Below are 23,778 nucleotides of genomic sequence, written 5' to 3'. Positions count from 1 at the left end.
GTACCCGATGTCGCAGCTCAATGCGCCGCGACATGCCCTCCCAGATAGGCATCGGCGACGCGGCTGTCATTGGCGAGATCCTTGGCCGCGCCCTCCATGACGATCCGCCCGCCCTCGATCACCGCGGCCCGGTCGGCGATGCGCAGCGCCGCCTTGGCGTTCTGCTCGACGATCAGGATCGAGTAGCCCTGCGCGCGGATCTCCTCGACCAGGTCGAAGATGAAGCGCACCAGCATCGGCGCAAGGCCGAGCGAGGGCTCGTCGAGCAGCAGCACCTTGGGCCGGCGCATCAAGGCGCGGCCGATGCACAGCATCTGCTGCTCGCCGCCGGACAGGGAGCCGGCGCCCTGCTTGAGCCGTTCCTTGAGCTTGGGGAACAGCCCGAGCACCCGGTCGAGTTCTGCGGTCTTCAGCGGCCCGCCGCCGATGGTCAGGTTCTCCAGCACGCTCATGTTGGAGAAGATCTGCCGCCCCTCGGGGGCCTGGAGAATGCCGAGATCGACGATCTGGTGGCTCTTCAGGCCGACGATGTTCTTGCCCTCGTAGCGGATCTCGCCGCCGGTCGGGTGGTAGATGCCGGAGATGCAGCGCATCAGGCTGGTCTTGCCGACACCATTGGCGCCGAGAATGGCGTAGATGCCCTTTTCGGGCAGGTCCAGGCTGATGTCGTGCAGGATGTCCTGGACGCCGATCCGCAGGGACAGGTTTGCGATTTCGAGAACGTTCACTCGTCCACCCCCAGATAGGCTTCCAGGACCTCGCGGTTCTGCCGGACGACCGCCGGTTCCGCATCGGCGATCTTGCGGCCCGACGCCAGCACGACGATCCGCTCGCAGATGCTCATCACGAGACCCATGTCGTGCTCGACGAGCATGACGGTGATCCCGCTTGAATGCAGTTCCTTGATGAAGGCGGCAAGCTCCGCCGTCTCGGAATCGTTCAGTCCCGCCGCCGGTTCGTCAAGGATCAGCAGGTCCGGGTTCATCGCCAGCGCGCGGGCGATCTCCAGATACTTGCGCTTGCCATAGGCAAGGTTGGCCGCCAGATCGTTGGCGTATTGGGTCAGCCGGACCTTCTCCAGCGCCTCCCAGCTTCGCTCGGAGATCTGCTGCGCCCGCTTCGAGCCGCCGGTGATCGCCTGCCACGGGCTCTGGCCGATGGCCCCGACCGCGCCGACCGAGACATTGTCGAAGACGGTCATGTTGGGGAAGACGCGCAGGTTCTGGAACGTGCGCGAGACCCCTTTCGAGGCGATCACCGACGGCTTGAGGCCGCTGATCGTCTCGCCGCGATAGCGGATCTCGCCGGAGGAGACCGGGGTGAAGCCGGAGATCAGGTTGAACAGCGTCGTCTTGCCGGCGCCGTTCGGGCCGATCAGCCCGACGAGTTCCCCTTCCCCGACCGTGGTGGTGACGCTGTCGACCGCCATCAGGCCGCCGAAGCGCCGGGACACGTTGTCCACCTCAAGCATGGCGCTCATTTCCAGCCCACCTTCTGCTTGTCGGGATTGTCCTGCCAGGCGGAGCCGAACTGCCGGCGGATGAAGTTCAGCGCCGGCACCTCGCCGAACAGTCCCTTGGGCAGGAACAGGATCGAGAAGAACAGCACGAAGCCGACGATGATGTTGCGGATGTCGCCGACGCCGCGCAGCGCCTCGGGCAGCAGGATCAAGAGCAGGGCGCCGATGACGGCGCCGGGAATGCTGCCCAGCCCGCCGACCACGACCATGGCGAGGATCAGGATCGATTCCGAGAAATCGAAGTCCATCGGCGAGATGTAGCCGGTGGTATAGGCCCACAAGGCCCCGGCGATCCCGGCGAAGAAGGACGAGATCATGAAGGCCTCGATCTTCAGCCGCACCGTGTCGATGCCCATCGCATCCGCGCACTGGTCGTCCTCGCGCAGGCTGCGCAGCGCATTGCCGTAGTAGGAATGGCTCAGCCGGTGGATGACCCAGATCGAGGCGCAGACGATCGTCGCCACCACGAAATAGGTGCCGAGCTCGCTGTCGACCGTGTAGCCGAACAGGTCGATGCCGGTGAACAGCATCACCCCGTTCGGGCCCTTGGTGACCTCGACCCAGTTCTGCAGCACGAGGAAGATCATCTGGCCGATGCCGAGCGTGGCGACGGCGAAATAGATGCTGACGAGCCGCATGGTCGGCAGGGCGACGACGAAGGCGATCGCCGCCGCGCCCAGGCCCGCCAGCGGCAGGCCGAGGGTGAAGCCGATGCCGTAATCGGCTCCGGCCAGCGCCGCGATATAGGCGCCGACGCCGTAGAAGGCGGCATGGCCCAGGTGCAGCAGGCCGGCGATGCCGGTGACCAGTTGCAGCGACACCGCCAGCAGCGAGAAGATCAGCGCCAGCATGACGACCTGGTAGAGATAGCCCTGGCCGAGATAGGCCAGCAGGGCCGGAAGGGCGGCGAACAGCACCGCCAGGATGGCGATCTTGAGGACCGCCGATGTGATCAGATCCTTAGACACGTTCCCTCCTCGCTCCGAAGAGCCCCCGCGGGAAGAACACCAGGGTGACGATCAGGAACAGGTAGGCGACCATGTCGGCCCAGACCGACGACATGAAGGTCGTCGACAGGCTCTCCGCCACCCCCAGCACCAGCGCCGCGATCACCGCGCCCGGGATCGAGCTCAACCCGCCCATCACCATGGCGACGAAGGCCTTGACCCCCGGAATGAAGCCCATCGAGGGGAACACCGCGCCGTAATAGAGGCCGACGAGAATGCCGGCGAGCGCGCCCATCATCGAGCCGATGACGAAGGTCAGCACGATGGTGCGGTCGGTGTTGATGCCGACATATTTCGCGCCCAAGGGATTGTTCGACACCGCCCGGATCGACAGGCCGATGGCGCTGTATTTCAGCAGCCATTGCAACCCGCCCAGCATCAGCACCGAGACCAGGAAGATGATGATGTCGCCGTTGACGATGGTCACCGGGCCGAGGGAGATCGGCTTGTTGATCAGGTAGCTGATGTCGATGGTCTGGAACTCGGAGCCGAACAGCAGCTCCATCGCCTCGCGGGCGATGATCGACATGGCGAGCGAGGACATCAGCGTCGCCTCGCGCATCGCCCGCGATTTCAGCGAAGCCTCGTCGGAGAACCGTCGGAACGGCCTGAACGCCACCCGCTCCAGGCTGAAGCCGGACAGCGCACCGACCGCCAGGACGATGAAGACGATGACGAGGAAGGGCGGGCCGAAGGCGGCGATCGCCATGATGCCGGCGAAGGCGCCGATCGTGTAGACCTCGCCATGGGCGAAGTTGACGACGTTGAGGACGCCGAAGATCAGCGTGAAGCCGATGGCCATCAGGGCATAGACCATGCCCAGCGATATGCCGATCGTGAATTGTTGCAGGTAATAGGGATCTATCACGGGAACCTGTCCTGACCTGGGAACACGGGGACCAGGCGCAAGGGGGAGCCGTCCCCGCCGCCCGGAGACCGGGTCGTGGCGGCGGCAGGTCCTCGACATGCGCCAGGTCTGCGGAGCCCGGCTGCGGCCCCGCTCCCCGCACCTTGCGGCCGGAGAGCGGGGAACGCGGCGTTACTTGACCGGGACGAACTGGCCGTCGGTCACCGTTGCCTTGGTGAGCTGCTTCAGCGCCTCGCCGTTCTCGTCGAAGGACGTGACGCCGGTGACGCCGGGGAAGTCCGTCGTCTTGGCCAGCTCGTCGCGGACGTTCTGGCGCGAGACGTCCGGATAGGCGCGGGCGACCGCTTCCAGCATGATGTTGACCGCGTCATAGGCCTGGGCCGGGAACTGGCCGGGCTCGGCACCGCCGCGCGCCGCCTTCCACTCGTCGACGAAGGTCTTGACGTTCTCGCTCTCGCTGTTGGGCAGGAAGGTGACCGTCAGGAACAGGCCTTCGGCCGCCGGGCCGGCGAGTTCGACGAGCTTCTGGTTGTAGGCGGCGGAGGTCGAATAGACCGGGGTCTCGACGTTGAGCTGCTTCATCTGCTTGAGGAACTGGGCGCCGTCCTCATAGAAGAAGCCCGTGTAGATCGCGTCCGGCTTGGCGCGCTCGATCTTGGTGATGATCGAGCGGAAGTCCGGCAGGCCGCGGTTGAAGAACTCGGTGAAGACCACCTCGCCGCCATTCGCCTTGACCTGCTCGGCGAAGTCCTTGACCACCGACTGGCCCCAGTCGGTCTGCTCGGCGATCACCGCGATCTTCTTCAGGCCGTTCTGGGTCATCCAGTCGGCGTTGTAGACGCCTTCCTGGGCCTGGGTGGTGATGTTGCGGAACTGCCATTCGGAGATCTTGGCATAGTCCGGGTGCGAGGCGGTCTGGCTGAGCTGGGCCATGCCGGCGCGCTGGTAGACCTGGGCGGCGGCCATCGACACGGTCGAGGTGAAGTCGCCGAGCGCGGCGACGATGCGCTTGTCGTCGACGAACTTGCGGGCGATGGCGACGCCTTCCTTCGCGTCGGAGCGCGAGTCCTCGAAGATGATCTCCACCGGCACCTTCAGCTTGCCGGAGGCGTTGAAGTCCTTGAGGGCGATCTCGGCGGCGGTCTTGAAGTCCTGGCCGTACTGCGCCGTGTTGCCGGTCAGCGGCAACTGGTAGCCGAGATAGACCGGGCCGTCGGCGAGCGCGGCGGCCGGAACGGCGAGCATGCCGGCAACGCCGGCCAACAGTCCGAGAGTGGTCCTGCGAGACATGGTCATAGTGATCTACTCCTGTATCTGGAAGAGCTTGTCTTGTTGTTTGTTGGGGTCACCCCGCGGCCGGGATGACGGTCGTTTCAGCCTGCACCGACGCCGGGCTCGACCCGCAGCAGGCAACATCCGGTCTTGCCCTTTGTCCAGGTTTCCCCCTTGAAGGTAAAGCCGGCCTCGGTGAACAGGCCGCCGTCGATGGCTCCGGCGGCCTTGCAGAGCAGCTCGAGATCCTCCTCGCTGCGGCCCTGCTCCGTCCACGTGTCCTTCAGCGGACAGCGGTGGAACTGGATCTCCAGACGCTCGTCGTCGCACGCCTTGATCTCGGGCGCGAACATTTCGGCCGAGCACGGGATGCCGCCGATGAAGGCGTCCTTCAGGCCCGGCAGGTCGCCCGGGCCCAGATGCGCGAATTTCTTGCCCATGTCCTTGCCGAGGCGACGGGTGGATTCGGCGATCAGCTCGACGGCGCGCTCGGCGCCATAGGCCTCGCGCAGCACGTCGAACATATGCGCATAGGCCTTGGCGCGCATGGCGAAGGCGGCCTTCAGCATGTCGAGCGTGACGACCGGCTCGCTGGTGGTGTGCTGGGTCATATGGGGCATCGTCCTCTTGGCTGTCCTGCTTGGGTCAGTCGCGGCCGTCGCGCCACCGGTAGAGCGGGAGCATCACCGGCGGGGCGAAGGTCGTGACCAGACCGTGCAGGGGGATTGGCTTGGGATCGGACATCGGCAGGGCGAGATCGGCAACCGGGGTGCCGGCGATCGCCGCGGCGAATTCGCGGCCGAGCGAGATCGACAGGGCGACGCCGCGGCCGTTGCAGCCGGCCCAGCACCAGAAATCCGGGCCGAGCTGGCAGATGAAGGGGAAGCGGTCCTCGGTCATGCCGATATAGCCGTTCCAGACGAAGTCGAACTCCGGCTTGCCGAGCACCGGAAACGCCGTCTGCAGCCGGCGGCCGACGAGGTCGCGCAGCCGGTCCGGGCCGTTGTGACCGAGCGCCAGCGCGCCGCCGGTCACCAGGCGGTTCCGCTTGTCGTAGCGGAAGAAATGCAGGTCGCCATGGGTGTCGGAGACCGCCTGCCGGCCCGGCACCACCACCTCGCGCTGCGCCTCCGTGAGCGGGCGCGTCGCCATCTGCCAGGACAGCACCGGCACGACGGAGCGGGCGACCCTCGGCGCCAGCCGCGACGACAGGACGCCGGTATAGGCGTTGCTCGCCAGCATCACCGCGCGGGCGACAACCTCGCCGGCCGGCGTGCGCAGGTGCCAGCGGCCCTCGCGCCGCTCCACCGCCTCGACCGGGCTTTTCTCGTGGATCGTGACGCCCTTCGCCTCGCAGGCGCCTGCCAGGCCGCGGGCCAGCGCCAGCGGATTGATATGGCCGCCGGTCGGGTTGTACATGCCGCCGAACCAGCGGTCGGAGCCGAGCAGTTCGGCGCATTCAGCCGCATCGACCAGCCGGGTCGGCGCGCCGCGCTTCGCCCAGGCCTCGACACGGGCGCGGCTCAGCTTCAGCCGGCTTTCCCGGTGCGCCGGCTGGAACCAGCCGGTCTGCTCCGCCTCGCAATCGATGCCTTCCTCGCGGACGGTGTCGAACAGATAGGCGGCGCTGTCGCGCACCAGGGCGACGAACCGCTCGCCGGTCTCGCCGAACCGCGTCTCGATCGCATCCGGCTCGGCCGCCGTCATCGTCGGGATCACCTGGCCGTTGTTGCGGCCCGATCCGCCGAAGCCGACCTCCATGCCTTCCAGCACCGTGACCCGGTGCCCGGCGCGGGCCAGGTGCAGGGCCGTGGAAAGCCCCGAGAAGCCGCCGCCGATGACCGCCACATCGGTCTCGATGCGGCCGGAGACCGGGGGCGCCGGCGGCCTGGGCGGCGCCGTGTCCGCCCACAGGGATGCCGAGATCTGCTTGCTGGAAAACATGGGTTGGTCCGTTCTCAAGAGACCCGGGAGGGAGGTTCGTGGATGGAAGCTCCTGCCCCGGATTGTCGCCGCTGCAGGAGCCGCCATCGCGGTTGCAGGACAGCAGATGGCCTATTTGGGGAATGCATCGGGCAAGAAAGTCCAAGGCAGATACATGAACAGTCCTGGAAACACGATCCCCAATACGATGATCGCCATGACCAGTCCTATCAAGGGCATGATTGCCACGAACGCGCGCAGGCTGGAGACATTCCCGATCTGCGTCGCAATCAGGAGGCAAATTCCGTATGGCGGCGTAATCAGTCCGAGGGTCAGCGACAGGATGACAATAAGACCCAGATGCACCTGATCTATTCCGCCGACATTGCCGATGCTCTGGATGATGGGCAAAAAGATGATGGCGGCGGTGACCGGGCTCAGGACCGTCCCGATGATCAGCATGAACCCCATGATCATCAGCATCAACCCGATGCGCGTGTCCGTCACCGAGAGGATGAACGTGGCCGCATCGGTCGCAATGCCCAGATAGGAAATCAACCACCCCATGATCCCCGCCGACGCGACCGCAAACATGGGCAGCGAATACGAGATGACCGAATCCGAGAATATCTTGGGCAGGTCTCTGATCCGGATGGCGCGATAAAAGCCCATTGACAGCAAAAACCCGACCGCCACGGCAATGGCCGCCGCTTCGGTAGCGGTGAAGACGCCCATGATAATCCCACCGAGGACGACGATCGGCAGGATCATCGGCGGCGCAGCATGCAGACCGGTCTCGACAACACGTTTGAACGAGGCTTTTTCTTTTGGCTTTACGTCGAACTTACCTGCAACAACGTAAGTGTAGCCCATCTGGGACAGGCCCACCAGAATTCCCGGCACAATACCGCCCAGAAAGAGGGCGCCGACGGAGACGTTCCCGAACGCGCCATAGATCACCATAAGGATGGACGGCGGTATTATCCCTCCCAATACAGAGGACGCCGCCGTCAACGCGACGGAAAACGGCGCCGGATACCCCGCCTTCTTCATCGCCGGGATCAGCACCCCTCCCACACTGGCTGTATCGGCCGCGGCCGACCCTGACAGACTGGCAAACATCATCGATACCATGACGTTTATATGCCCCAGCCCACCCCGGATGTGTCCGACAGTCGCGTCCGCAAAATTCAGCAAGCGATCGGTAATTCCTCCGTCGTTCATCAAACGTCCAAGCAGGAGGAAGAACGGAACCGCCAGCAGCGGAAACGAATTGATACTGGCGAACATCTGGTTGATGACGGAGGTCAGCGGGATACCGAGCTGCCAGATCGTGATGATCGACGCCAGGCCAATGGCAAAGGCAATCGGCACGCGCAACGCGATCAGACCCAGGAAGCTGAGAATCAGCGTGAGAAAGGGGGGCATGTCAGTAATCCTCAGGCTGTCGTCCGACGGGCGTGCGGGTTCGCAGACGACGAAAGTCGTCACGAATGACCTCGATCGCAAACAGCGCCATGGCTACGCCCGAAATCGGGATGGCGGCAAAGGCGTAGACCATCGGCATTTGCAGCGCGACAGAGCTTCTCCGCCAGCCCATCTCGGCGAAAATCTGCCCATGGACGACGAGGACGTAAATCACCGGAAGGCAAGCCAGCGACCCGAACAGGCGCAGGATGTTGTTCAGCGTGATGAACCGGTGCGGAAGAATTTCGACCACATAATGCACCCCACGTCGAAACGCCACGGCCGCACCGAAGAACACCGACCAGACAAAACAGAATAGCGCGACTTCATCCGTCCAGTTCACCGAGATCATCAGATAGTTGCGGGCCACAACCTGATACAGGATCGCGGATATGAAAATCGCGAACAGGCAGTTGGCAACAAAGATCATCACCCTTTCAAGAAGGGTATTTAGAGTACGCATCATCCCCTCATTGAAAAATGGCCACGGACAAGGTCCGTGGCCGGTTGCCGACTACAGCCCGCGGATAATCTCCAACAAGTCCCTCGCCCCAAGGCGGTCGGCATAGGTCTCGTGCAAGGGGATGATCTTTGCGATGAAGGCATCCTTGTCGACCTCGGAGACCGTCACGCCCTGTTCGGCCAGCCGGTTGATGAGCTCGGCGTCATATCTCTCGCCCATGTCGGTCCCATGGGCCGCTGCCGCGATGGCTGCACTTTCGATCACCGCCCGCTCTTCTTCCGAGAGCTTGCCCCATGTCAGCTCGCTGATGGAAATATGGCTCATCATGATCTGGTGCTCGGTCTTGTTGTGGTATTTCGCCACTTCATACAGACGCGCGCCGTAAAACCCGCTGATCGTGCTTTCAAACGCACCGACAACGCCGGTCTGCACCCCCGTATAGACCTCGGTCCAGGGCAGCGAGGTGGTCAGGGCCCCGAAGGTCTGCCAGGTCTCTCCGTCCAGGGCCGAGCCCGTCACGCGCATGCGCGTGCCTTGCAGGTCCTCCGGTTTGGTGACGGGCCCCGACGAAGTCGACAGATTGCGCGTGCCGCCGCCGGTCAGCGCCAGCAAGTTCAGCCCCACTCCGGCATCGGCCACTTCCTGCTTGAAACGGGCGAAAATCTCGCCTTCCGGATCCGTCGCCGCGCGGAAACTGTCCATTCCGCCAAAAAGATAGTTGAGGCTGAAGAACTCGAATTTCTTGACGAAGGGCGAGATATTCTGGACGCCGCCGATCATCACATCGACCGTTCCGATGCGCATCTCATCGACCACGGTCTGGTCGTTCCCGAGCTGGCCACCGGGGAAAATCTCGACGGTCAGACCCGTTTTCGCCTCGACCTCGGTCTTGAACACCTCGGCAGCATCCACCCAGGGATGCGGCGCAGACACAACTGTGGCCAGACGCAGCGTCTGGGCTGCCGCAGGCATTGCGGAGGCCAGGCCCGTCACTGCTGCCACCGCCAATATCCTGAATGTGCGAGTCATATAACCGTCTCCTCTTAAGCGCCGGGGGTCTCCTCCCCCGGATTGGTCCCAACCGTCAGGACTTCTCTACAGGCTCACCCAAAGTGTGCATGAGGCGATTGGCCCAGCCAAAAAGCGCCGTCGAAAGCGTCAGGTCCAGAATCTCCTGGCTGTCCAGCCCGACCGCGCGCAGGGCGTCCACATCCTCGGGTGTGATCTCGGGCGGACATAGCGACAGCTTGACCCCGAAGCTCAGAATGGCCTTGGCACGGGGGTCGATGTCTGCCTTCTCGCCATCCAGGAACACCTTTTGCATGACGCTGCTGTCTTTGGTGATCTGATTGTAGCGACTGGCATGAACCGCCGCACAATAGATGCAGCGATTGACGAAGGACGCCGCCACCGCGCCCAGTTCCCGCTCGGCACGGGACAGACCGCCCGGGTCATACATGATGCCGTTGAACAGCGGCGTGCGCAGGGTCAGCGCCTGGGGATCATGGGCCAGAACCAGAACATACTCGGAAATCTTGGTGTTCGACGGCGTTTCCTTCAGCGCCTCGCGCTGTTCGTCGCTCGCGTGATCCAGATCGACCGGCGTGACATGGGGACGCCAATGAGGAACACGGGTCGTGAATTTCGTGATTACCCGGCTCATGACTGCCCCTCCATGACGCGCAAGACCTTTGCCACCCGGATCTGATAGTTCACGAAAGCCACCAGGCCGGCCAGACGAACGATGTCATCCTCTGCAACACCTGCATCGCGCAGAATATCGATGTCTTGAGCCGTGGCTTCCTTGGGATGAAGGGTCATCTTGTCCACATATGCCACCAGTGCGGCCAGGCGCGGGGCTTCAGGCTGATGGCCCGGCCGCGCCAGGTCGGCCAGATCAGGCGAAACCTCGCCAAGCCGATCATAGTGACGCGCCAGCGCATCGTCCGAGCAGATGCGCGACATGCGCGCGGCCAGATGGGCGCGAAGCCCGTGCGCAAGTCCGCCGGGGGTCTTCGGCAGCAGCGCCGCATCATGCGACCCTTCAGTCAGGTCCATCAGCCGCGCCCGGGTGGCCAACGCGGCCCCAAGCTCTCCTCCAGCCTGCGCCACTCCCGCGGCGCGCTCCAGGACATGATCGCTCATACCTCCACCTCCACCTGACGGTTTTCGGGCCATGGGGACTGACGCCATTCGTCGCCCAGCAACTCGGGTTGGTCATAAGCCTCCAGCGCCGACCAGTGGTGATCGACATCCTCGGTATAAAGCGCTGCCGCGATCGCTTCCGCGAGCCATCGCGCCCCTTCGCTGATGCCGGGAATATCGCCGCTCACCTTGCCCAGACTCAACGTCGCGCCGTAGTTGAAGCAATGGACCTGCCGCAGCCACGACGACTTGACCGGATCCTTGGGGCGAAACGCGAAGTCACGCCCGACATAGGGGAAATTCCCTAGTTCGGCATGTTCCAGACCTGGCGGAGGGGTATAGCAGTCCCTCCACAGCAGGATCTGGTCGCTGTGTTCGGCCAGTTCGGGCCGAGCATCGGGCTCGATCCGGAATCCCGTCCCGAGGATCAGGAAATCGGTTTCCAGCGTTCCCTTGGCGGTCTCGACCAGCAACTGCCCCTGTTCGACGCGGGCGCTCTCAACGCCGGCACCAAAATGGAAAAAGGCGTTCGGGTGGCGGCTGACGCGCAGTGTCGAGCCGCGCGGAGATGGCGTCTGGGTGACGAAGGAGTAGCGCATGAACTGCCAGCGCCAGTCGTCCGACATTTGGCAATAGCCCTGCGTGAAGCCATAGGAGCCAATGCCCATCATCTTGTTCACAACCGGCATTTGCGATCGCCGGATCAGATGGCGGACTTCGGCCGCCCCGTGCTCGAGCGCCTCGGCCGCGTTGTCGACAGCGGATGCCCCGATTCCGACAACAGCCACGCGCTTGCCCTTGAGCGCCGCGAAATCAATGTGGTCGGCCGAATGCGCCCAGAGACTGCGCGGCAGGCCCTCGACAAATGCGGGAATATTCGGCCCGCCGGTCCCATCGCGCCCGGTTGCCATCACCACCCTGCGGGTCAGGATCGACGGCTGCCCCGCGCCCCGAAGCGCAAGCCGCAGATAGCGGCCTTCGGGTGCGATCCGAGTGACCTCGATCCCGTTTTCGACAGGGATGTCGAGAACCTCCCGATACCACTTCAGGTAGTCCATCCACATGGGACGAGGGATCTTGTCGAGATCTTCCCAGGCACTGTACCCAAACTGGGCCTGGAACCACGCCCGGAAGGTCAAGGACCCCATGCCAAAAGCCGGGCCAGGCAGCGTCTTGGGCGAGCGCAGGGTCTCCATGCGGGCATAGGTAAGCCAAGGGCCTTCGTAACCGGCAGGGTTGCGGTCAAGGATGCGGAGATTGCGGATGCCGCCCGACCTCAGAGCGAAGCCCGCGACAAGCCCGCACATGCCACCGCCGATGATCACGACATCATGGACCTGCTCGCCGTCCGGAGCGACCTGTTCGGGCACCCAGTTGGCTGCGGGCAGGTTCAGGCAGCTAAGCTCGAACTTGATGCGAGCCTCAAGCTGCTCAAGCCCCTGCGCGGATGGCGATGCGTCAATCATAGGCGATCCTCATTCTCGGAACGTGCGGCCTCGGCTGCCTCATGGGGCAACCAGAACCAGCGAATATCCTCCTGTTCGGGCATGGATATCGCTGGATTGCACGGGTATGCGGCGCTGGCCTTCTGCGCGATGTCTTGCGCGATCGCAAGGCACTCGGCGAAGTCCGGCACCTCGGTGCCGGCTGGCGGCGTCGCCGCACCGTCAAGCGCCTCGAACAGCGAGGCGGGCCGCGCCGCCGGCGCCGCGCCGCTCGCCACCGACCACACGCCGGTGCTCGGATTGACCTTGTAGAGCGACATGAAGGCGGCGCCATGGGCGGCGACGAAGCGCACCGCCTCGATCAGATAGTCCGTCGTCCGCTCGTCGAAGAAATAGTTGAAGCCGAGCCGCACCCAGCCCGGCCGCAGCACGCTGCGGCCGCTGTGCACCTCCTGCTGGTGGCGCAGGGCGTCCGCCCCGTCGATGCCGAGCAGGTCGTGGCCATAGGGGCCGGCGCAGGAACAGCCGCCGCGCGCCTGGATGCCGAACAGGTCGTTGAGCAGGGCGACGACGAGGCCGTAATGCAGCTTCTTGGCGCCGCAGCGGATGTTGAGCGCGAAGACGCCGATGCGTTCGGCGTCGAGCGGACCCAGCAGCTCGATATTCGGCTCCTGCGCCCAGGCGCGCATGGCGCGCGCCACCATCTCCGTCTCGCGGCGCTCGATCTCGCGGGCGCCGACCCGCGCCTGCAGCTCCAGCACCAGGCCGGTCTTGATGTCGCCGACGATGTTGGGCGTGCCCGCCTCCTCGCGCCGCTCGACGCTGGTCACGTAGCAATGGCCCTCGGCCGTCACGTAGCTGACCGTGCCGCCGCCGGTGGTGGTCGGCTCGATGCCCTCGAAGATCGCCTTGTCGCAGACCAGCAGGCCCGAGGCGCCCGGCCCGCCGACGAACTTGTGCGGCGACAGGACCAGCGCGTCGATATGGTCGTTCGCGCCCGGCGCCGTCTCGCCGATGGCGATCGGCATGTAGGGGGCGCCGGCCGCGTAGTCGCAGAAGACCATGGCGTCATGGGCATGCAGCAGCTTCGCGATCGCCCGCACGTCGGTCTTGATGCCGGTGACGTTGGAGGCGGCGGAGAAGACGCCGAGGCGCGGCACGCCGGCGGGCACGGCGGCGAGCTCGCGCGCCAGCGTGTCGAGGCAGATGCCGCCGGCCGCGTTCAGCGGAATGCGGCGGATGCGGGCGCCGGTCTCGCGCCAGGGCAGGTCGTTGGAATGGTGCTCGTAGGGACCGACGAAGACCACCGGCCGCTCGGCCTCGGTCATCTCGGCAAGGCTCGCCCGCCGCGGCAGCCGTCCCTGCAACTGCATCGCCCGCACCAGCTTGTTGACGGCCGAGGTCGCGCCCGAGCCGGTGAAGATCACCGCATGGCGCTCATCGGCGCCGAGCGCCTTGCGGATGGTCTCGCGGGCGGTCTCGCGCAGCACCGTCGTCCGCCGTCCGGTGTGCGAGGTCTCCGTATGGGTGTTGCCGTAGTCGGGCAGCACCTGGTCGCGGATCAGGTTCTCGATGAAGGACAGTCCGCGCCCGGAGGCGACATAGTCCGCATAGACGAGCGGGCGCAGGCCGAAGGGGGTTTCGATCGGCCGTCCCTCGCCGATGACGCTGGCGCGGATCCGCGCGATCAGCGCGTCAGCGTCCGCCGCCGGCAGCGTCGAGTGGCAGCCTTGTACTTCGCTTGATTTGTTCCATTGAGAAACAGGATGTGACATCATTGAGCTCGATGAGATTGATGAACTTCTTGTAGAAGGCGTCGTAGGACGAATTGCTCTTGGTGATAACCTTCAAGAGATAGTCATACTCGCCCGCCAATCGGTTCACTTCCACGATTTCCGGGAATAAACTCACGACGCTATTGAACTTCTCCAGCCAGGCTGTGTTATGCTGGCTGGTCCGTATCATCACGAAAACCGTGAGCTCGAGGCCGATTTTGCTTTGATTCAAAAGCGTTACGCGACCGTCGATATACCCCTCTCGCTCGAGCTTCTGGAGGCGGCGCCAACATGGCGTTGTCGAGAGACCTACCCTCTCAGAAACCTGAGCTATAGATAGGCTAGCATCATCTTGAATTACAGAAAGTATTTTTCTGTCAAACTCATCAATTTGCATCTTTCGTTCTACCTCTGGAGTTTTTGTTAGGATATTCATCCTAAGAAATCCGTTCTCGAAGTCCACCAGAGAATGAGCTTTCTAAACTCCGAAGCCGTCGAAAAAAGCGGGTAGGCAGTGCCTGCACAAATTGAGTGCAACCATTTCAACTCTTGCGCGTTCGGCGGGATTGTCTTTCGCGTTTAGCGCGTTTGCATGCCGATCATGTCGCTGCTCCCTCCGCGGACCTTGCCGGCACCCCCTCGGGCGTGCGGAACAAAAGGCCCGCCAGCAGCGGATTGGGAAAGCGGCGCTCCACCGTCACCGCCAGGAACACCTCGGTGATGCCCGGCAGCGGGCCGGCCTCGACCAGCACGCCGTTGGCCAACTCGTCCCGCACCACGATCGGCGGAATAACGGCGAGCCCCGCGTCCTCGCGGGCCAGCAGGCGGATCATCGTCATGTCGTCGACCTCCGCGGCGATGCGCGGGACGATGCCGAGCCGCGCGGCCAGCACGTCGAAAGCGGCGCGGATCGCCGTCTCGCGGGTCGGTAGCACCAAAGGTTCGTGCGCCAGCAGGTCGACCAGCGGCCGGTCGCGCCCGGCGCGTGCCGGCGTGCCGATCAGGCTCGCCGCCTGCTCGGCGATGCGGTGGACGAGATAGCGGCGGGCCTCGTCGCGCGCCGGAGCGACATTGGTCAGCACCACGTCCAGCGCCAGCGCGTCCAGCCCGGCCAGCAGTTCCGTCTGGCTGCCCGAGCGCACCACCACATCGACATCGGGCTTGCCGATGACCGGCATCAGAAACGCGATCTGCAGGTTGCGCGACAGGGTGCTGAGCGCGCCGACCCGCAGGGCGCGCGGCTTCTGCCCGCCGCCCTTCAGCGTCGCCGACAGGTCCTCGGCGGTGCGGAAGATCGCCTGCGCATGGTCGAGCGCGATGCGCCCGGCCTCGGTCAGCACCAGCCCGCGCCCGCGCCGCTCGAAGAGATCGTGCCCCAGCGCCCCCTCCAGCGCCTTGACCTGCGCCGACAGCGCCGAGGCCGACAGGTTGAGCCGGCGCGCGGCGCCGGTCAGCGTCCCGTCCTCGGCCACCGCGCTGAACAGGCGCAGGTGATGGAGGTTGAGCGCCGGCATCGTCCTCTCCCACGGATCGTTCTATAAAACAGAATGATATCCGCTTAAATATGTAATTTTCTTGAACATTGGCAAGCGCTATCTCCGGCCCCGTCCTTCCTGTCCGGAGATCCCCGATGTTTCCCACCGCGCTCGCGCCCCTGCCGCTGCTGATCCTTGCCGCCTTCGCTCTCGCCCGTCCCGGCCGCCGTCCCGGCGCGTTTCCGGCACTGGCGGAGGGCGCGGCGCTCGTCGCCCTCGCCCTCGCCCTTGCCGGCGGCGTCTGGCTGGCGCTCGTCGGCCCGGCGACGCTCGGCATCGGCAGCGGTCCTCTCGCTCTGGCGCTTGGCCTCGACACGGTGTCGGCGGTGATGTCGGTGCTGGTCGCCTTTGTCGGCTGGGTGGTCTTGCGCTTCTCGCGCAGCTATCTCGACGGCGAGGCGCGGGAAGGCGCCTTCCACGGCCTGCTGCTCGCCGCCATCGCCGCCGTTCTGGTGATGGTGCAGGCCGCCACCCTGCCGGTGCTGATCCTGAGCTTCGCCCTTGTCGGCGCCTTGCTGCGGCACCTGCTGCTGTTCTATCCCGAGCGGCCGCAGGCCCGGCGGGCGGCGGCGAAGTTCACCCTCGCCTGGACGGCCGGAGACGTCGCGCTGCTGCTTGCCGCGCTCGGCTTCTGGATCGCCTTCGGCACGCTGTCGCTCGCCGGCATCAATGAGGTCGCCGCAAGCGGCGACATGCCGCTCGCCGCCGGGATCGCCGTGCTGCTGGTCGTCCTTGCCGCGCTGCTGAAGACGGCGGCCTTTCCCCTGCACGGCTGGCTGACGGAAGTGATGGAGGCCCCCACCCCGGTCTCGGCGCTGCTGCATGCGGGCATCATCAATGCCGGCGGCCTGCTGCTCATCCGCCTTGCCGAGCCGGTGCAGGCGAGCCCGGCGGCGATGACGCTGCTGGTGATGGTCGGCGGCTTCTCGGCCCTGTTCGGCGCCCTCGTCATGCTGACCCAGAGCGCGGTGAAGACGGCGCTCGCCTGGTCGACGGTGGCGCAGATGGGTTTCATGCTGCTGCAATGCGGGCTCGGCCTGTGGCCGCTGGCGCTGCTGCATATCGTTGCCCACTCGCTCTACAAGGCGCATGCCTTCCTCTCCTCGGGCACTGCCGTGCGCGCGGTGCAGGCGACGCGGCGGCCGGGGCCGGTCGCCGCGCCCGGCATCGCCGCGGTGGCGCGGGCCTTCCTGCTCGCCCTTGCTCTTTATGCAACTGTCGCCGGCGCCTTCTCGTTGCTGCCGCTGGAAAAGTCGGCCCAGGCGCTGGCGCTCGGCGCGATCCTGATCTTCGGCGTCGCCTATCTGGTGGCGCAGGGACTGGCCGATGCCGCCCCCGCCGCCCTCACCCGCAAGACCGCGACAGCCTCGGTCGCGGCCGCCATCGGCTATTTCGGCTTCCATGTGCTGGCCGGGCTGGTGGTGGGCAGCGAGTTGCTCGCCCCGCCGCAGGCCGGCCCGCTGGAATGGGCGCTGATCGTCCTGGCGCTCGCCTCCTTCGGCGGCGTCGCCATCGCCCAGGCGCTGTTCCCGCATTGGGCGCACCACCCGGCAACGGCGGGCCTGCGGGTCCACTTCGCCAACGGCTTCTATGTCAATGCAACGGTCGACCGCCTGATCGGCGGCTTCCGGACGCCCTCCTCGACCTGATCCGCCCCAATCAGCCCAGCGATCCGCAGGACAACCCCGATGCTCACGCCCCCGACCTCCCTTGCCATCCCGCAGGTCACCGCCCTGCTCGCGGCCGCCAACCGCGCCGCCCAGCGGGTGCCGCCGGCCTTCCCGCTGCAGGCGACCGTCGCCGTCAACCCGTTCCTCGGCCAGACCGGCGAGGACATCGCCACCGCCGCCGCGCGCCTTGCCCGGGTCGCCGGCAGCGACATCGTGCCGGCGCGGCGGCTGCATGCCGATGCGCTGGCCTCCGGCGAGATTTCCGATCAGGACCTCAAAGACGCGCTCGACGCCGCGCCCTTTTCCGGCAAGCCGGCGGATGCCGCGAGCTTGCGGGCCCAGCTTGCACAACCCGCTGCCGCCCCCGCGCCGCTGGCAACGCTCGCCGATCTTGCCGCCCGCGCCACCGACACCGATTGGCCGGAGATCGTCGCCCGCACCACCGGGCTGTGGGCAGCCGGCCATTTCGACCGGGGCCAGGCGCTGTGGACGCCGGCGCCCGGCCGCTCCGCCTTCGCCGCCTGGCGGGAATGGGCGCAGCACGATCTGACGCCGGAGCTTGCCGGCCTTGCCGGCTTCTGCCGGCATGTCGCCGCCTGTCCGGACACGCCGGAGCGGGCGATCCTGCGGGCATCCGCCGCGCTCGGCGTCAGCGGCGCTGCGGCCGAAACCCTGTTCCACCGGCTGCTGGTCGATCTCGGCGGCTGGGCCCAGCATGCCCGCTACCTGCTGTGGCAGGCGGAGCTTTCGGGGAGCACCGACGCCACGCTCACCGACCTTCTCGCCATCCGCCTCGTCTTCGAGGAGGCGCTGTTCCTCACCATCGGCGACGCCGTGGCGCAAGACTGGCAGGGCGTGCTCGCCGCGCATGCGCGGGCGCCCGAGCCCACCGCCGACCAGATCGCCGACGCCATCCTGCAGGAGGCGGCCGAGCGGTCGTTCCAGCGGCGGCTCGCCGCCCGGCTTCACGCGCCTGCGATAGCGACGACCGACGGTCGCCCGGCCCTTCAGGCGGCCTTCTGCATCGACGTGCGCTCGGAAGTGTTCCGGCGGGCCTTGGAAAGCCTCGACACCGGCATCAACACGCTCGGCTTTGCCGGCTTCTTCGGCCTGCCGGTCGCCCACCATCCGCATGGCTCGGTGGAGAGCGAGGCGCATCTTCCCGTGCTGCTGACGCCGGGCATGACCTCCACCGCCCAGCTTCCGCCGCAGGCGGAAACGGAAGGGCGGATCAAGGCGCGGGCGCGGCGGGCGTGGAACCGGTTCCGGCAGGCCGCCGTCTCCTCCTTCGCCTTTGTGGAGGCCGCCGGCCCGCTCTATGCGGCCAAGCTGGTGCGCGACGCGCTGTCGCTGGCGCCCACCCATCGCCATGACCATCATCATCACGCCCACCATCACGGCTGCGCGCCGCGGCTCGACCCGGCGCTGACCGCGCGGCAAAAGGCCGAGACGGCGGCGACCGTGCTGAAGGCGATGTCGATGACGCAGGGCCATGCCCGGCTGGTGCTGCTGCTCGGCCATGGTGCCAGCACCACCAACAACCCGCAGGAGAGCGCCTATCATTGCGGTGCCTGCGGCGGCCACACCGGCGAAGTCTCGGCGCGGCTGCTGGCGCAGCTTCTCAACGATACTGAGACCCGCACCGGCCTTGCCGAGATGGGCCTTGCGATCGCCGCCGACACGCTGTTCGTCGCCGGCCTGCACGACACCACCACCGACGCGGTGACGCTCTTTGCCGAGGACGCGCCGTCCGGCGAGCACGCCGACGATCTCGCCTTCGCGCGGGAAAAACTCGCCGAGGCGGGACGGCTCGCGCGGATCGAGCGGGCCGCCCGGCTGCCGGGCGCCAGCCACGACCGGCTGGCCTTGCGGGCGCGCAACTGGGCCGAGACCCGGCCCGAATGGGGGCTTGCCGGCTGCTCCGCCTTCATCGCCGCGCCGCGCGGCGTCACCGCCGGCGTCGATCTCGGCGGGCGCGCCTTCCTGCACTCCTATGACTGGCGGGCGGACGAGGGCATGCAGGTGCTGGAGCTGATCCTCACCGCGCCGGTGGTCGTGGCGAGCTGGATCTCGCTGCAATATTACGGCTCGACCGTGGCGCCCGACCTGTTCGGCAGCGGCAACAAGCTGCTGCACAATGTCGTCGGCGGCATCGGCGTCGTCGAGGGCAATGGCGGGCGGCTGCGCGCCGGCCTGCCCTGGCAGGCGATCAGCGACGGGGCCCGGCTGATGCACGAGCCGCTGCGGCTGTCGGTGCTGGTCGAGGCCCCGCGCGCGGCGGTGCACGACGTCCTTGCCCGGCACGAGGGTTTGCGCGCCCTGTTCGACAGGGGCTGGATGCATCTGCTGCTGCTGGAGAACGGCAAGGTGACGGCGCGCTACCGGCCCGGCCTTGCCTGGCAGGAGGTGACGGGCGAGCGGCGCGACGCGGCGTGAGGCCCGTCACTCGTCAGTCGTCCTGATAATCGCGCACGTAGCGCTCGAACCCGTCGACCAGCGCCAGCGCCTCGGGGCCGAGCTTGTCGCCATGCGGCTTGATGATCGAATATTCGAAGCGGTCGACGATCTCGACCGGGCGCATCACCCCGCCCATGCGCATGTGGTCGCGGGCGGTGAAGGCATCGACGATGCCGACGCCGAGCCCGCGCATCACCAGGGCCGAGACGATATGCGACAGGTAGGATTTCAGCTTCTGCACCGGCGGCCGGCGCATCTTGGCGAACAGCCGGTCGAAGGCGCGGCCCGACATGGTGGAGTCCACGAAGCCGACGAAGTCGACGCCGGCAAGGTCCTCCTCGCGGATGACATCCCGCCCGCCGAGCGGGTGGCCTGGCGGGGCGATGAAGCGGAACGGCACCGAGCCGGTGCCGATCACGTCGACCTCGTGCTTGTGGCGCGTGGGGATGCCGAAGCCGACCTGGCACTGGCGCAGCGCCACCTGCCGCACCACCGGCAGCGTCGTCATCGCCAGGAACTCGCCGCGAAACTCGGGCCGCTCCTGCGACAGCAGCGCGATCACGCCGGGCAGCGCCGACTGGGCGATCGCCGGGGCGGCGGCGATGGTCAGCGTCGCCCGGTAGCCCTGGCGGATCTGCGTCGCCGCCCGCTCGATCTGCCCCAGGCCGACGAAGCTGCGCTCGACTTCCGTCCACAGCTCGTGCGCCTCGCGGGTGGCGACGACGCGCCCGCCCCTGCGGCTGAACAGCGGCAGTTGCAGCCGCTCCTCCAGGTCGCGGATCAGCCGGCTGACGGCGGGCTGCGAGATCGCCATCTCGTCGGCGGCGGCGGAGACGGTGCCCGCCCGCATCACGCAGCGGAAGGCTTCCAGGGAGCGTTGCGACAGGGGGGAGCTCATAACATTTCCGCATAAGCGTGGAAGAAAACGGTATTTGCCTTATACTCGGCGCCTTCGCACTGTGACAACAGGCCACAGTCTGGAGGGGCAAGGTGAGCACGGCAGACGATCGCCGGCAGGTGCCGGCAAGCACGCAGGTCGTTGTCATCGGCGGAGGCATCGTCGGTGTCTGCAGCGCCCTCTTCCTCGCCGAAAAGGGCATTCCCGTCGTCCTGTGCGAGAAGGGCCGCATCGCCGGCGAACAGTCCTCGCGCAACTGGGGCTGGATCCGCAAGGCCGGCCGCGACAGCCGCGAATTGCAGTTGATGATCGAGAGCGCCGCCATGTGGCGCGATCTCGCCCCGCGTCTCGGCGAGGACATCGGCTACGGCATTCGCGGCACCACCTATCTCGCCGCCGACGAGGCGGAACTGGCAAAGCACGAGGAGTGGCTGCGCGACAATGCCGGCTTCGACCACGGCGCGCGCCTGCTGAGCCCGCAGGAGACCGACGACCTTCTCAAGCGCAACGACCGGCAGTTCGCCGGCGCCCTGCACACGCCGTCCGACGCCACCGCCGAACCCACCCTCGCCGTCCCGGCGATGGCGCGCTACGCCGCCCGGCTCGGGGCGACGATCATCGAGGGCTGCGCGGTGCGCTCGGTCGAGCGCGCCGGCGGCAAGGTCCGCTCCGTCGTCACCGAGCATGGCGAGATCGCCTGCCAGAGCGTGGTGCTGGCCGGCGGCGTGTGGTCGCGCACCTTCCTGGAAAATCTCGGCCTGTCGCTGCCGCAGCTCGCGGTGAAGTCCTCGGTCCTGCGCACCACGGCCGGCCCCGAGGTGATTGCCGGCACCATCGGCGCCACCAAGGCTTCGCTGCGCCGGCGCGCCGACGGCGGCTACACCATCGCCCGTGCGGGCGCGGCGGAGTTCCAGCTCGTGCCGGCCGCCTTCCGCCATTTCGTCGACTTCCTGCCGATCCTCGCCGACCGCTGGCGCATCATGAAGGTCCGCCTCAGTGGCGATTTCTTCGGCCCGCTCGGCCGCCATCGCTGGCAGGCCGACGAGGTCACCCCGTTCGAACAGGTGCGGGTGATGGACCCGGCGCCGGACGCCCGCCTGCTGCGCGACGTGCTGGCCTCGGCCAAGACCCTGCATCCGCGCCTCGACGGGGTCGAGATCGCCGAGACCTGGGGCGGGTTGATCGACGTCCTGCCGGACGAGATCCCCGTCGTCGACGAGCCCGCCGGCTGGTCCGGCCTCGTCATCGCCACCGGCCTCTCCGGCCACGGCTTCGGCATCGGCCCCGGCGTTGCCCGCCTGGTGGTCCAGCGGATCGAGGGCGAGGCGCCGCTGGTCGACACGAAGCCCTTCGCCTACACCCGTTTCGGCAGAAAATCGAAGGCGGCCGCATGACCTCACCCGCCCTCGCCACGCCCGACGTGCTCGTCATCGGCGCCGGTATCACCGGCACCGCGGCAGCGCTCGAGGTCGCCGGGGCGGGCGCGAGTGTGGAGGTGATCGACGCCTACGGCCCCGCCGCCATGGCCTCGGGCTGGACGCTGGCGGGCGTGCGCCAGTCGGGCCGCCATCCGGCGGAGCTGCCGCTGGCGCTGGCCGCCGTCGAGCTCTGGCAGGACCTTCACGAACATCTCGGCGCGCCGACCGGCTATCGCCGCTCCGGCAACCTGCGCCTTGCCCGCACGGATGCGGAAGTCGCGACGATCCGCGCGCTGGTCGAGGACCAGACCCGGGCCGGCCTGCAGCTCGCCTTCCTGCCGGACCTTTCCAGCGTGCGCGAGATCGCCCCGGCGCTCTCCGACCGGGTGCTCGCCGCCTCCTTCTGCCCGTCCGACGGCCATGCCGACCCGATAGCCACCGTCACCGCCTATGCGAGCCGCGCCGAGAGCCTCGGCGCCCGCCTTGCCTTCGGCGAGCGCGTCCTGCGGCTGGAGACGGACGGCAAGCGCGTCCTGCGCGTCGTCACCGACCGGCGGACGTTGAGCCCCGGCATGGTGCTGATCGCCGCCGGGATCCTCGTCAACGACCTGCTCGTCCCGCTGGACCATGCCATCCCCCTGCGCCGGCCGATGGTCACGGTGCTGCGCAGCACCCCCTGCCGGCCGATGCTCACCCCCGTGCTCGGCGTCGCCAATGCCAACATGGCGGCCCGCCAGGAGAACGACGGGCGCATGCGGGTGACCAGCGGCATGGAACACTGGGCCAGCGAGATCGTCGAGGTCGGCGGCCGCCCTGCCATCCGCCCGCGCATGCGCGCCATCCAGGAGACCATCGCCAAGGTCGCCGAGGTGCTGCCGGGCTTCGCCGAGGTGGAACTGGCCGAGTGCTGGGCCGGCGCGCTCGACCTGACACCTGACGCGCTGCCCGTCATCGACCGTCTGCCCGGCCTCGACAATGCGGTCGTCGCCGCCGGTTTTTCCGGCCATGGCTTCGGCATCGGCCCGGTCACCGGCGCCATCGCCGGCCGCATCGCGCTCGGCCGCGATCCCGGCCACGACGTGTCCGCCTTCCGCTATGGCCGCTTCGCCGCGCAGTCCGGCCCGGACGCGCCGCTCACCCTGCACGGATAGAGGAGACACGCCCATGCTCGATCCCGAAGGCCGCGTGGTGATGGTGTCCGGCGCCAGCCGGGGGATCGGGCTGGCGATCACCCGCAAGCTGCTCGACACCGGCTACAGCGTCAGCGCCGGCGCGCGGAACCCGGATGCGCTCGCCGAACTCTTGACGGATGCGCCGGGCGACCGGCTGCTCTGCGCCCGCTATGACGCCGCCGACCGCGCCTCGCACGAGGCCTGGCTCGCCGCGACGCTCGCCCGCTTCGGCCGGCTCGACGGGCTGGTCAACAATGCCGGCACCTCCAACAGTTTCTCCATCGAAAGCGGCGAGGAGGAGGATCTCGACGCGCTGTGGACCATCAACGTCAAGGGGCCGCTGTTCCTGACGCGGGCCTGCCTGCCGCATCTGAAGGCCGCCGGCAGCGGCCGGGTGATCAATGTCGCCTCGCTGTCGGGCAAACGCGTGCGCAACGAGAACGTTGCCTATAACATGACCAAACACGCCTTGATGGCGCTGACCCATGGCACTCGCCGCATCGGCTGGGAGCATGGCGTGCGCGCCACCGCCGTCTGCCCGAGTTTCGTCGCAACGGATCTGACCGACGGGATCACCAAGATCGCGCGGGAGGAGATGATCCATCCCGACGACTTCGCCGAGATTGCCGCCCTGGCGCTGGCCCTGCCGAACACGGCAGCCATGGCGGAAATGCTGGTAAACTGCCGGCTCGAAGACACGCTGTGAGGAGCAGCGTCACACCAACAGGGCCCCATAGACAAAAC

22 protein-coding genes are annotated in these 23,778 nt (G+C 67.0%); 5 read left to right on the top strand and 17 right to left on the bottom strand.

All coding sequences use genetic code 11. The annotated features are described in order from the left end of the window. Nucleotides 1-17: 17 nt before the first annotated feature. From P2PM1_RS20115 to P2PM1_RS20040, 16 genes are all read right to left on the bottom strand, one after another. Nucleotides 18-728: an ABC transporter ATP-binding protein gene (locus tag P2PM1_RS20115; protein ID WP_186400275.1), complete on the bottom strand. Its 711-nt coding sequence runs from the start codon at nucleotides 726-728 to the stop codon at nucleotides 18-20. Continuing rightward, a complete protein-coding gene (locus P2PM1_RS20110; RefSeq protein WP_186386561.1) occupies nucleotides 725-1,480 on the bottom strand; it encodes an ABC transporter ATP-binding protein in 756 nt (251 codons plus the stop codon). Before P2PM1_RS20110 ends, P2PM1_RS20115 begins: the two co-directional genes overlap by 4 nt. After that, the gene (locus P2PM1_RS20105; protein ID WP_244292964.1) at nucleotides 1,477-2,487 is read right to left on the bottom strand and encodes a branched-chain amino acid ABC transporter permease; all 1,011 of its coding nucleotides are present in this window, start codon (nucleotides 2,485-2,487) and stop codon (nucleotides 1,477-1,479) included. The genes P2PM1_RS20110 and P2PM1_RS20105 overlap by 4 nt, the downstream gene beginning before the upstream one ends. Then, nucleotides 2,480-3,394, bottom strand: a complete 915-nt coding sequence (locus P2PM1_RS20100; protein ID WP_244301577.1) for a branched-chain amino acid ABC transporter permease — start codon at nucleotides 3,392-3,394, stop codon at nucleotides 2,480-2,482. Before P2PM1_RS20100 ends, P2PM1_RS20105 begins: the two co-directional genes overlap by 8 nt. Nucleotides 3,395-3,565: 171 nt before the next feature. Beyond that, nucleotides 3,566-4,690 carry an ABC transporter substrate-binding protein gene (locus P2PM1_RS20095; protein ID WP_186400273.1) on the bottom strand — a complete coding sequence of 375 codons (1,125 nt, stop codon included), beginning with the start codon at nucleotides 4,688-4,690 and terminating at the stop codon, nucleotides 3,566-3,568. Nucleotides 4,691-4,767: 77 nt separating this feature from the next. Then, on the bottom strand, nucleotides 4,768-5,277 hold the full coding sequence (locus P2PM1_RS20090) for an L-2-amino-thiazoline-4-carboxylic acid hydrolase (RefSeq protein ID WP_186386558.1): 510 nt from the start codon (nucleotides 5,275-5,277) through the stop codon (nucleotides 4,768-4,770). Nucleotides 5,278-5,311: 34 nt separating this feature from the next. After that, a complete protein-coding gene (locus P2PM1_RS20085) occupies nucleotides 5,312-6,610 on the bottom strand; it encodes an FAD-binding oxidoreductase (RefSeq protein WP_186400272.1) in 1,299 nt (432 codons plus the stop codon). A 111-nt stretch (nucleotides 6,611-6,721) separates the two neighbouring features. Then, nucleotides 6,722-8,017, bottom strand: coding sequence for a TRAP transporter large permease (locus tag P2PM1_RS20080; RefSeq protein ID WP_186386556.1), 1,296 nt, complete (start codon nucleotides 8,015-8,017; stop codon nucleotides 6,722-6,724). Between the two features lies 1 nt (nucleotide 8,018). Beyond that, entirely contained in the window at nucleotides 8,019-8,486 is a 468-nt protein-coding gene (locus P2PM1_RS20075) for a TRAP transporter small permease (protein ID WP_208984833.1), read from the bottom strand. 84 nt (nucleotides 8,487-8,570) lie between these two features. Then, entirely contained in the window at nucleotides 8,571-9,548 is a 978-nt protein-coding gene (locus P2PM1_RS20070; protein ID WP_186400271.1) for a TRAP transporter substrate-binding protein, read from the bottom strand. A gap of 55 nt (nucleotides 9,549-9,603) precedes the next feature. Then, nucleotides 9,604-10,182: a peroxidase-related enzyme gene (locus P2PM1_RS20065; protein ID WP_186400270.1), complete on the bottom strand. Its 579-nt coding sequence runs from the start codon at nucleotides 10,180-10,182 to the stop codon at nucleotides 9,604-9,606. Next, nucleotides 10,179-10,664, bottom strand: coding sequence for a CMD domain-containing protein (locus P2PM1_RS20060; RefSeq protein WP_186400269.1), 486 nt, complete (start codon nucleotides 10,662-10,664; stop codon nucleotides 10,179-10,181). Before P2PM1_RS20060 ends, P2PM1_RS20065 begins: the two co-directional genes overlap by 4 nt. Then, nucleotides 10,661-12,130 (bottom strand): NAD(P)-binding domain-containing protein, encoded by a 1,470-nt coding sequence (locus P2PM1_RS20055; protein WP_186400268.1) that lies wholly within the window; start codon nucleotides 12,128-12,130, stop codon nucleotides 10,661-10,663. The genes P2PM1_RS20060 and P2PM1_RS20055 overlap by 4 nt, the downstream gene beginning before the upstream one ends. Next, on the bottom strand, nucleotides 12,127-13,884 hold the full coding sequence (locus tag P2PM1_RS20050) for an aminotransferase class V-fold PLP-dependent enzyme (protein ID WP_186400267.1): 1,758 nt from the start codon (nucleotides 13,882-13,884) through the stop codon (nucleotides 12,127-12,129). Before P2PM1_RS20050 ends, P2PM1_RS20055 begins: the two co-directional genes overlap by 4 nt. Then, on the bottom strand, nucleotides 13,805-14,320 hold the full coding sequence (locus P2PM1_RS20045) for an Lrp/AsnC family transcriptional regulator (protein ID WP_244292960.1): 516 nt from the start codon (nucleotides 14,318-14,320) through the stop codon (nucleotides 13,805-13,807). Before P2PM1_RS20045 ends, P2PM1_RS20050 begins: the two co-directional genes overlap by 80 nt. A 163-nt stretch (nucleotides 14,321-14,483) precedes the next feature. Next, nucleotides 14,484-15,398, bottom strand: coding sequence for a LysR family transcriptional regulator (locus tag P2PM1_RS20040; protein WP_186396523.1), 915 nt, complete (start codon nucleotides 15,396-15,398; stop codon nucleotides 14,484-14,486). Between the two features lie 116 nt (nucleotides 15,399-15,514). Between P2PM1_RS20040 and P2PM1_RS20035 the strand changes: the two genes are divergently transcribed. Next, nucleotides 15,515-17,068: a proton-conducting transporter membrane subunit gene (locus tag P2PM1_RS20035; protein WP_186400266.1), complete on the top strand. Its 1,554-nt coding sequence runs from the start codon at nucleotides 15,515-15,517 to the stop codon at nucleotides 17,066-17,068. A 39-nt stretch (nucleotides 17,069-17,107) separates the two neighbouring features. Further along, nucleotides 17,108-19,525, top strand: coding sequence for a YbcC family protein (locus tag P2PM1_RS20030; protein ID WP_186400265.1), 2,418 nt, complete (start codon nucleotides 17,108-17,110; stop codon nucleotides 19,523-19,525). 13 nt (nucleotides 19,526-19,538) lie between these two features. Here the strand turns inward: P2PM1_RS20030 and P2PM1_RS20025 are convergent, their stop codons facing one another. Beyond that, the gene (locus tag P2PM1_RS20025; protein WP_186400264.1) at nucleotides 19,539-20,444 is read right to left on the bottom strand and encodes a LysR family transcriptional regulator; all 906 of its coding nucleotides are present in this window, start codon (nucleotides 20,442-20,444) and stop codon (nucleotides 19,539-19,541) included. A gap of 92 nt (nucleotides 20,445-20,536) precedes the next feature. On the opposite strand from P2PM1_RS20025, the gene P2PM1_RS20020 reads away from it, so the two are divergent. The 3 genes from P2PM1_RS20020 to P2PM1_RS20010 are packed head-to-tail and all read left to right on the top strand — an operon-like array spanning nucleotide 20,537 to nucleotide 23,740. Beyond that, nucleotides 20,537-21,838 carry an FAD-binding oxidoreductase gene (locus P2PM1_RS20020; protein ID WP_186400263.1) on the top strand — a complete coding sequence of 434 codons (1,302 nt, stop codon included), beginning with the start codon at nucleotides 20,537-20,539 and terminating at the stop codon, nucleotides 21,836-21,838. After that, nucleotides 21,835-23,013 (top strand): FAD-binding oxidoreductase, encoded by a 1,179-nt coding sequence (locus P2PM1_RS20015; protein ID WP_186400262.1) that lies wholly within the window; start codon nucleotides 21,835-21,837, stop codon nucleotides 23,011-23,013. Before P2PM1_RS20020 ends, P2PM1_RS20015 begins: the two co-directional genes overlap by 4 nt. A 13-nt stretch (nucleotides 23,014-23,026) precedes the next feature. Beyond that, nucleotides 23,027-23,740 carry an SDR family NAD(P)-dependent oxidoreductase gene (locus tag P2PM1_RS20010; RefSeq protein ID WP_186400261.1) on the top strand — a complete coding sequence of 238 codons (714 nt, stop codon included), beginning with the start codon at nucleotides 23,027-23,029 and terminating at the stop codon, nucleotides 23,738-23,740. The last annotated feature ends 38 nt before the right edge of the window (nucleotides 23,741-23,778 follow it).

Origin of the sequence: Stappia sp. P2PMeth1 (genome assembly GCF_900185735.1) — a bacterium.
Taxonomy (GTDB): Bacteria; Pseudomonadota; Alphaproteobacteria; order Rhizobiales; family Stappiaceae; genus Stappia.
This window is presented reverse-complemented; position numbering and strand designations above follow the sequence as displayed.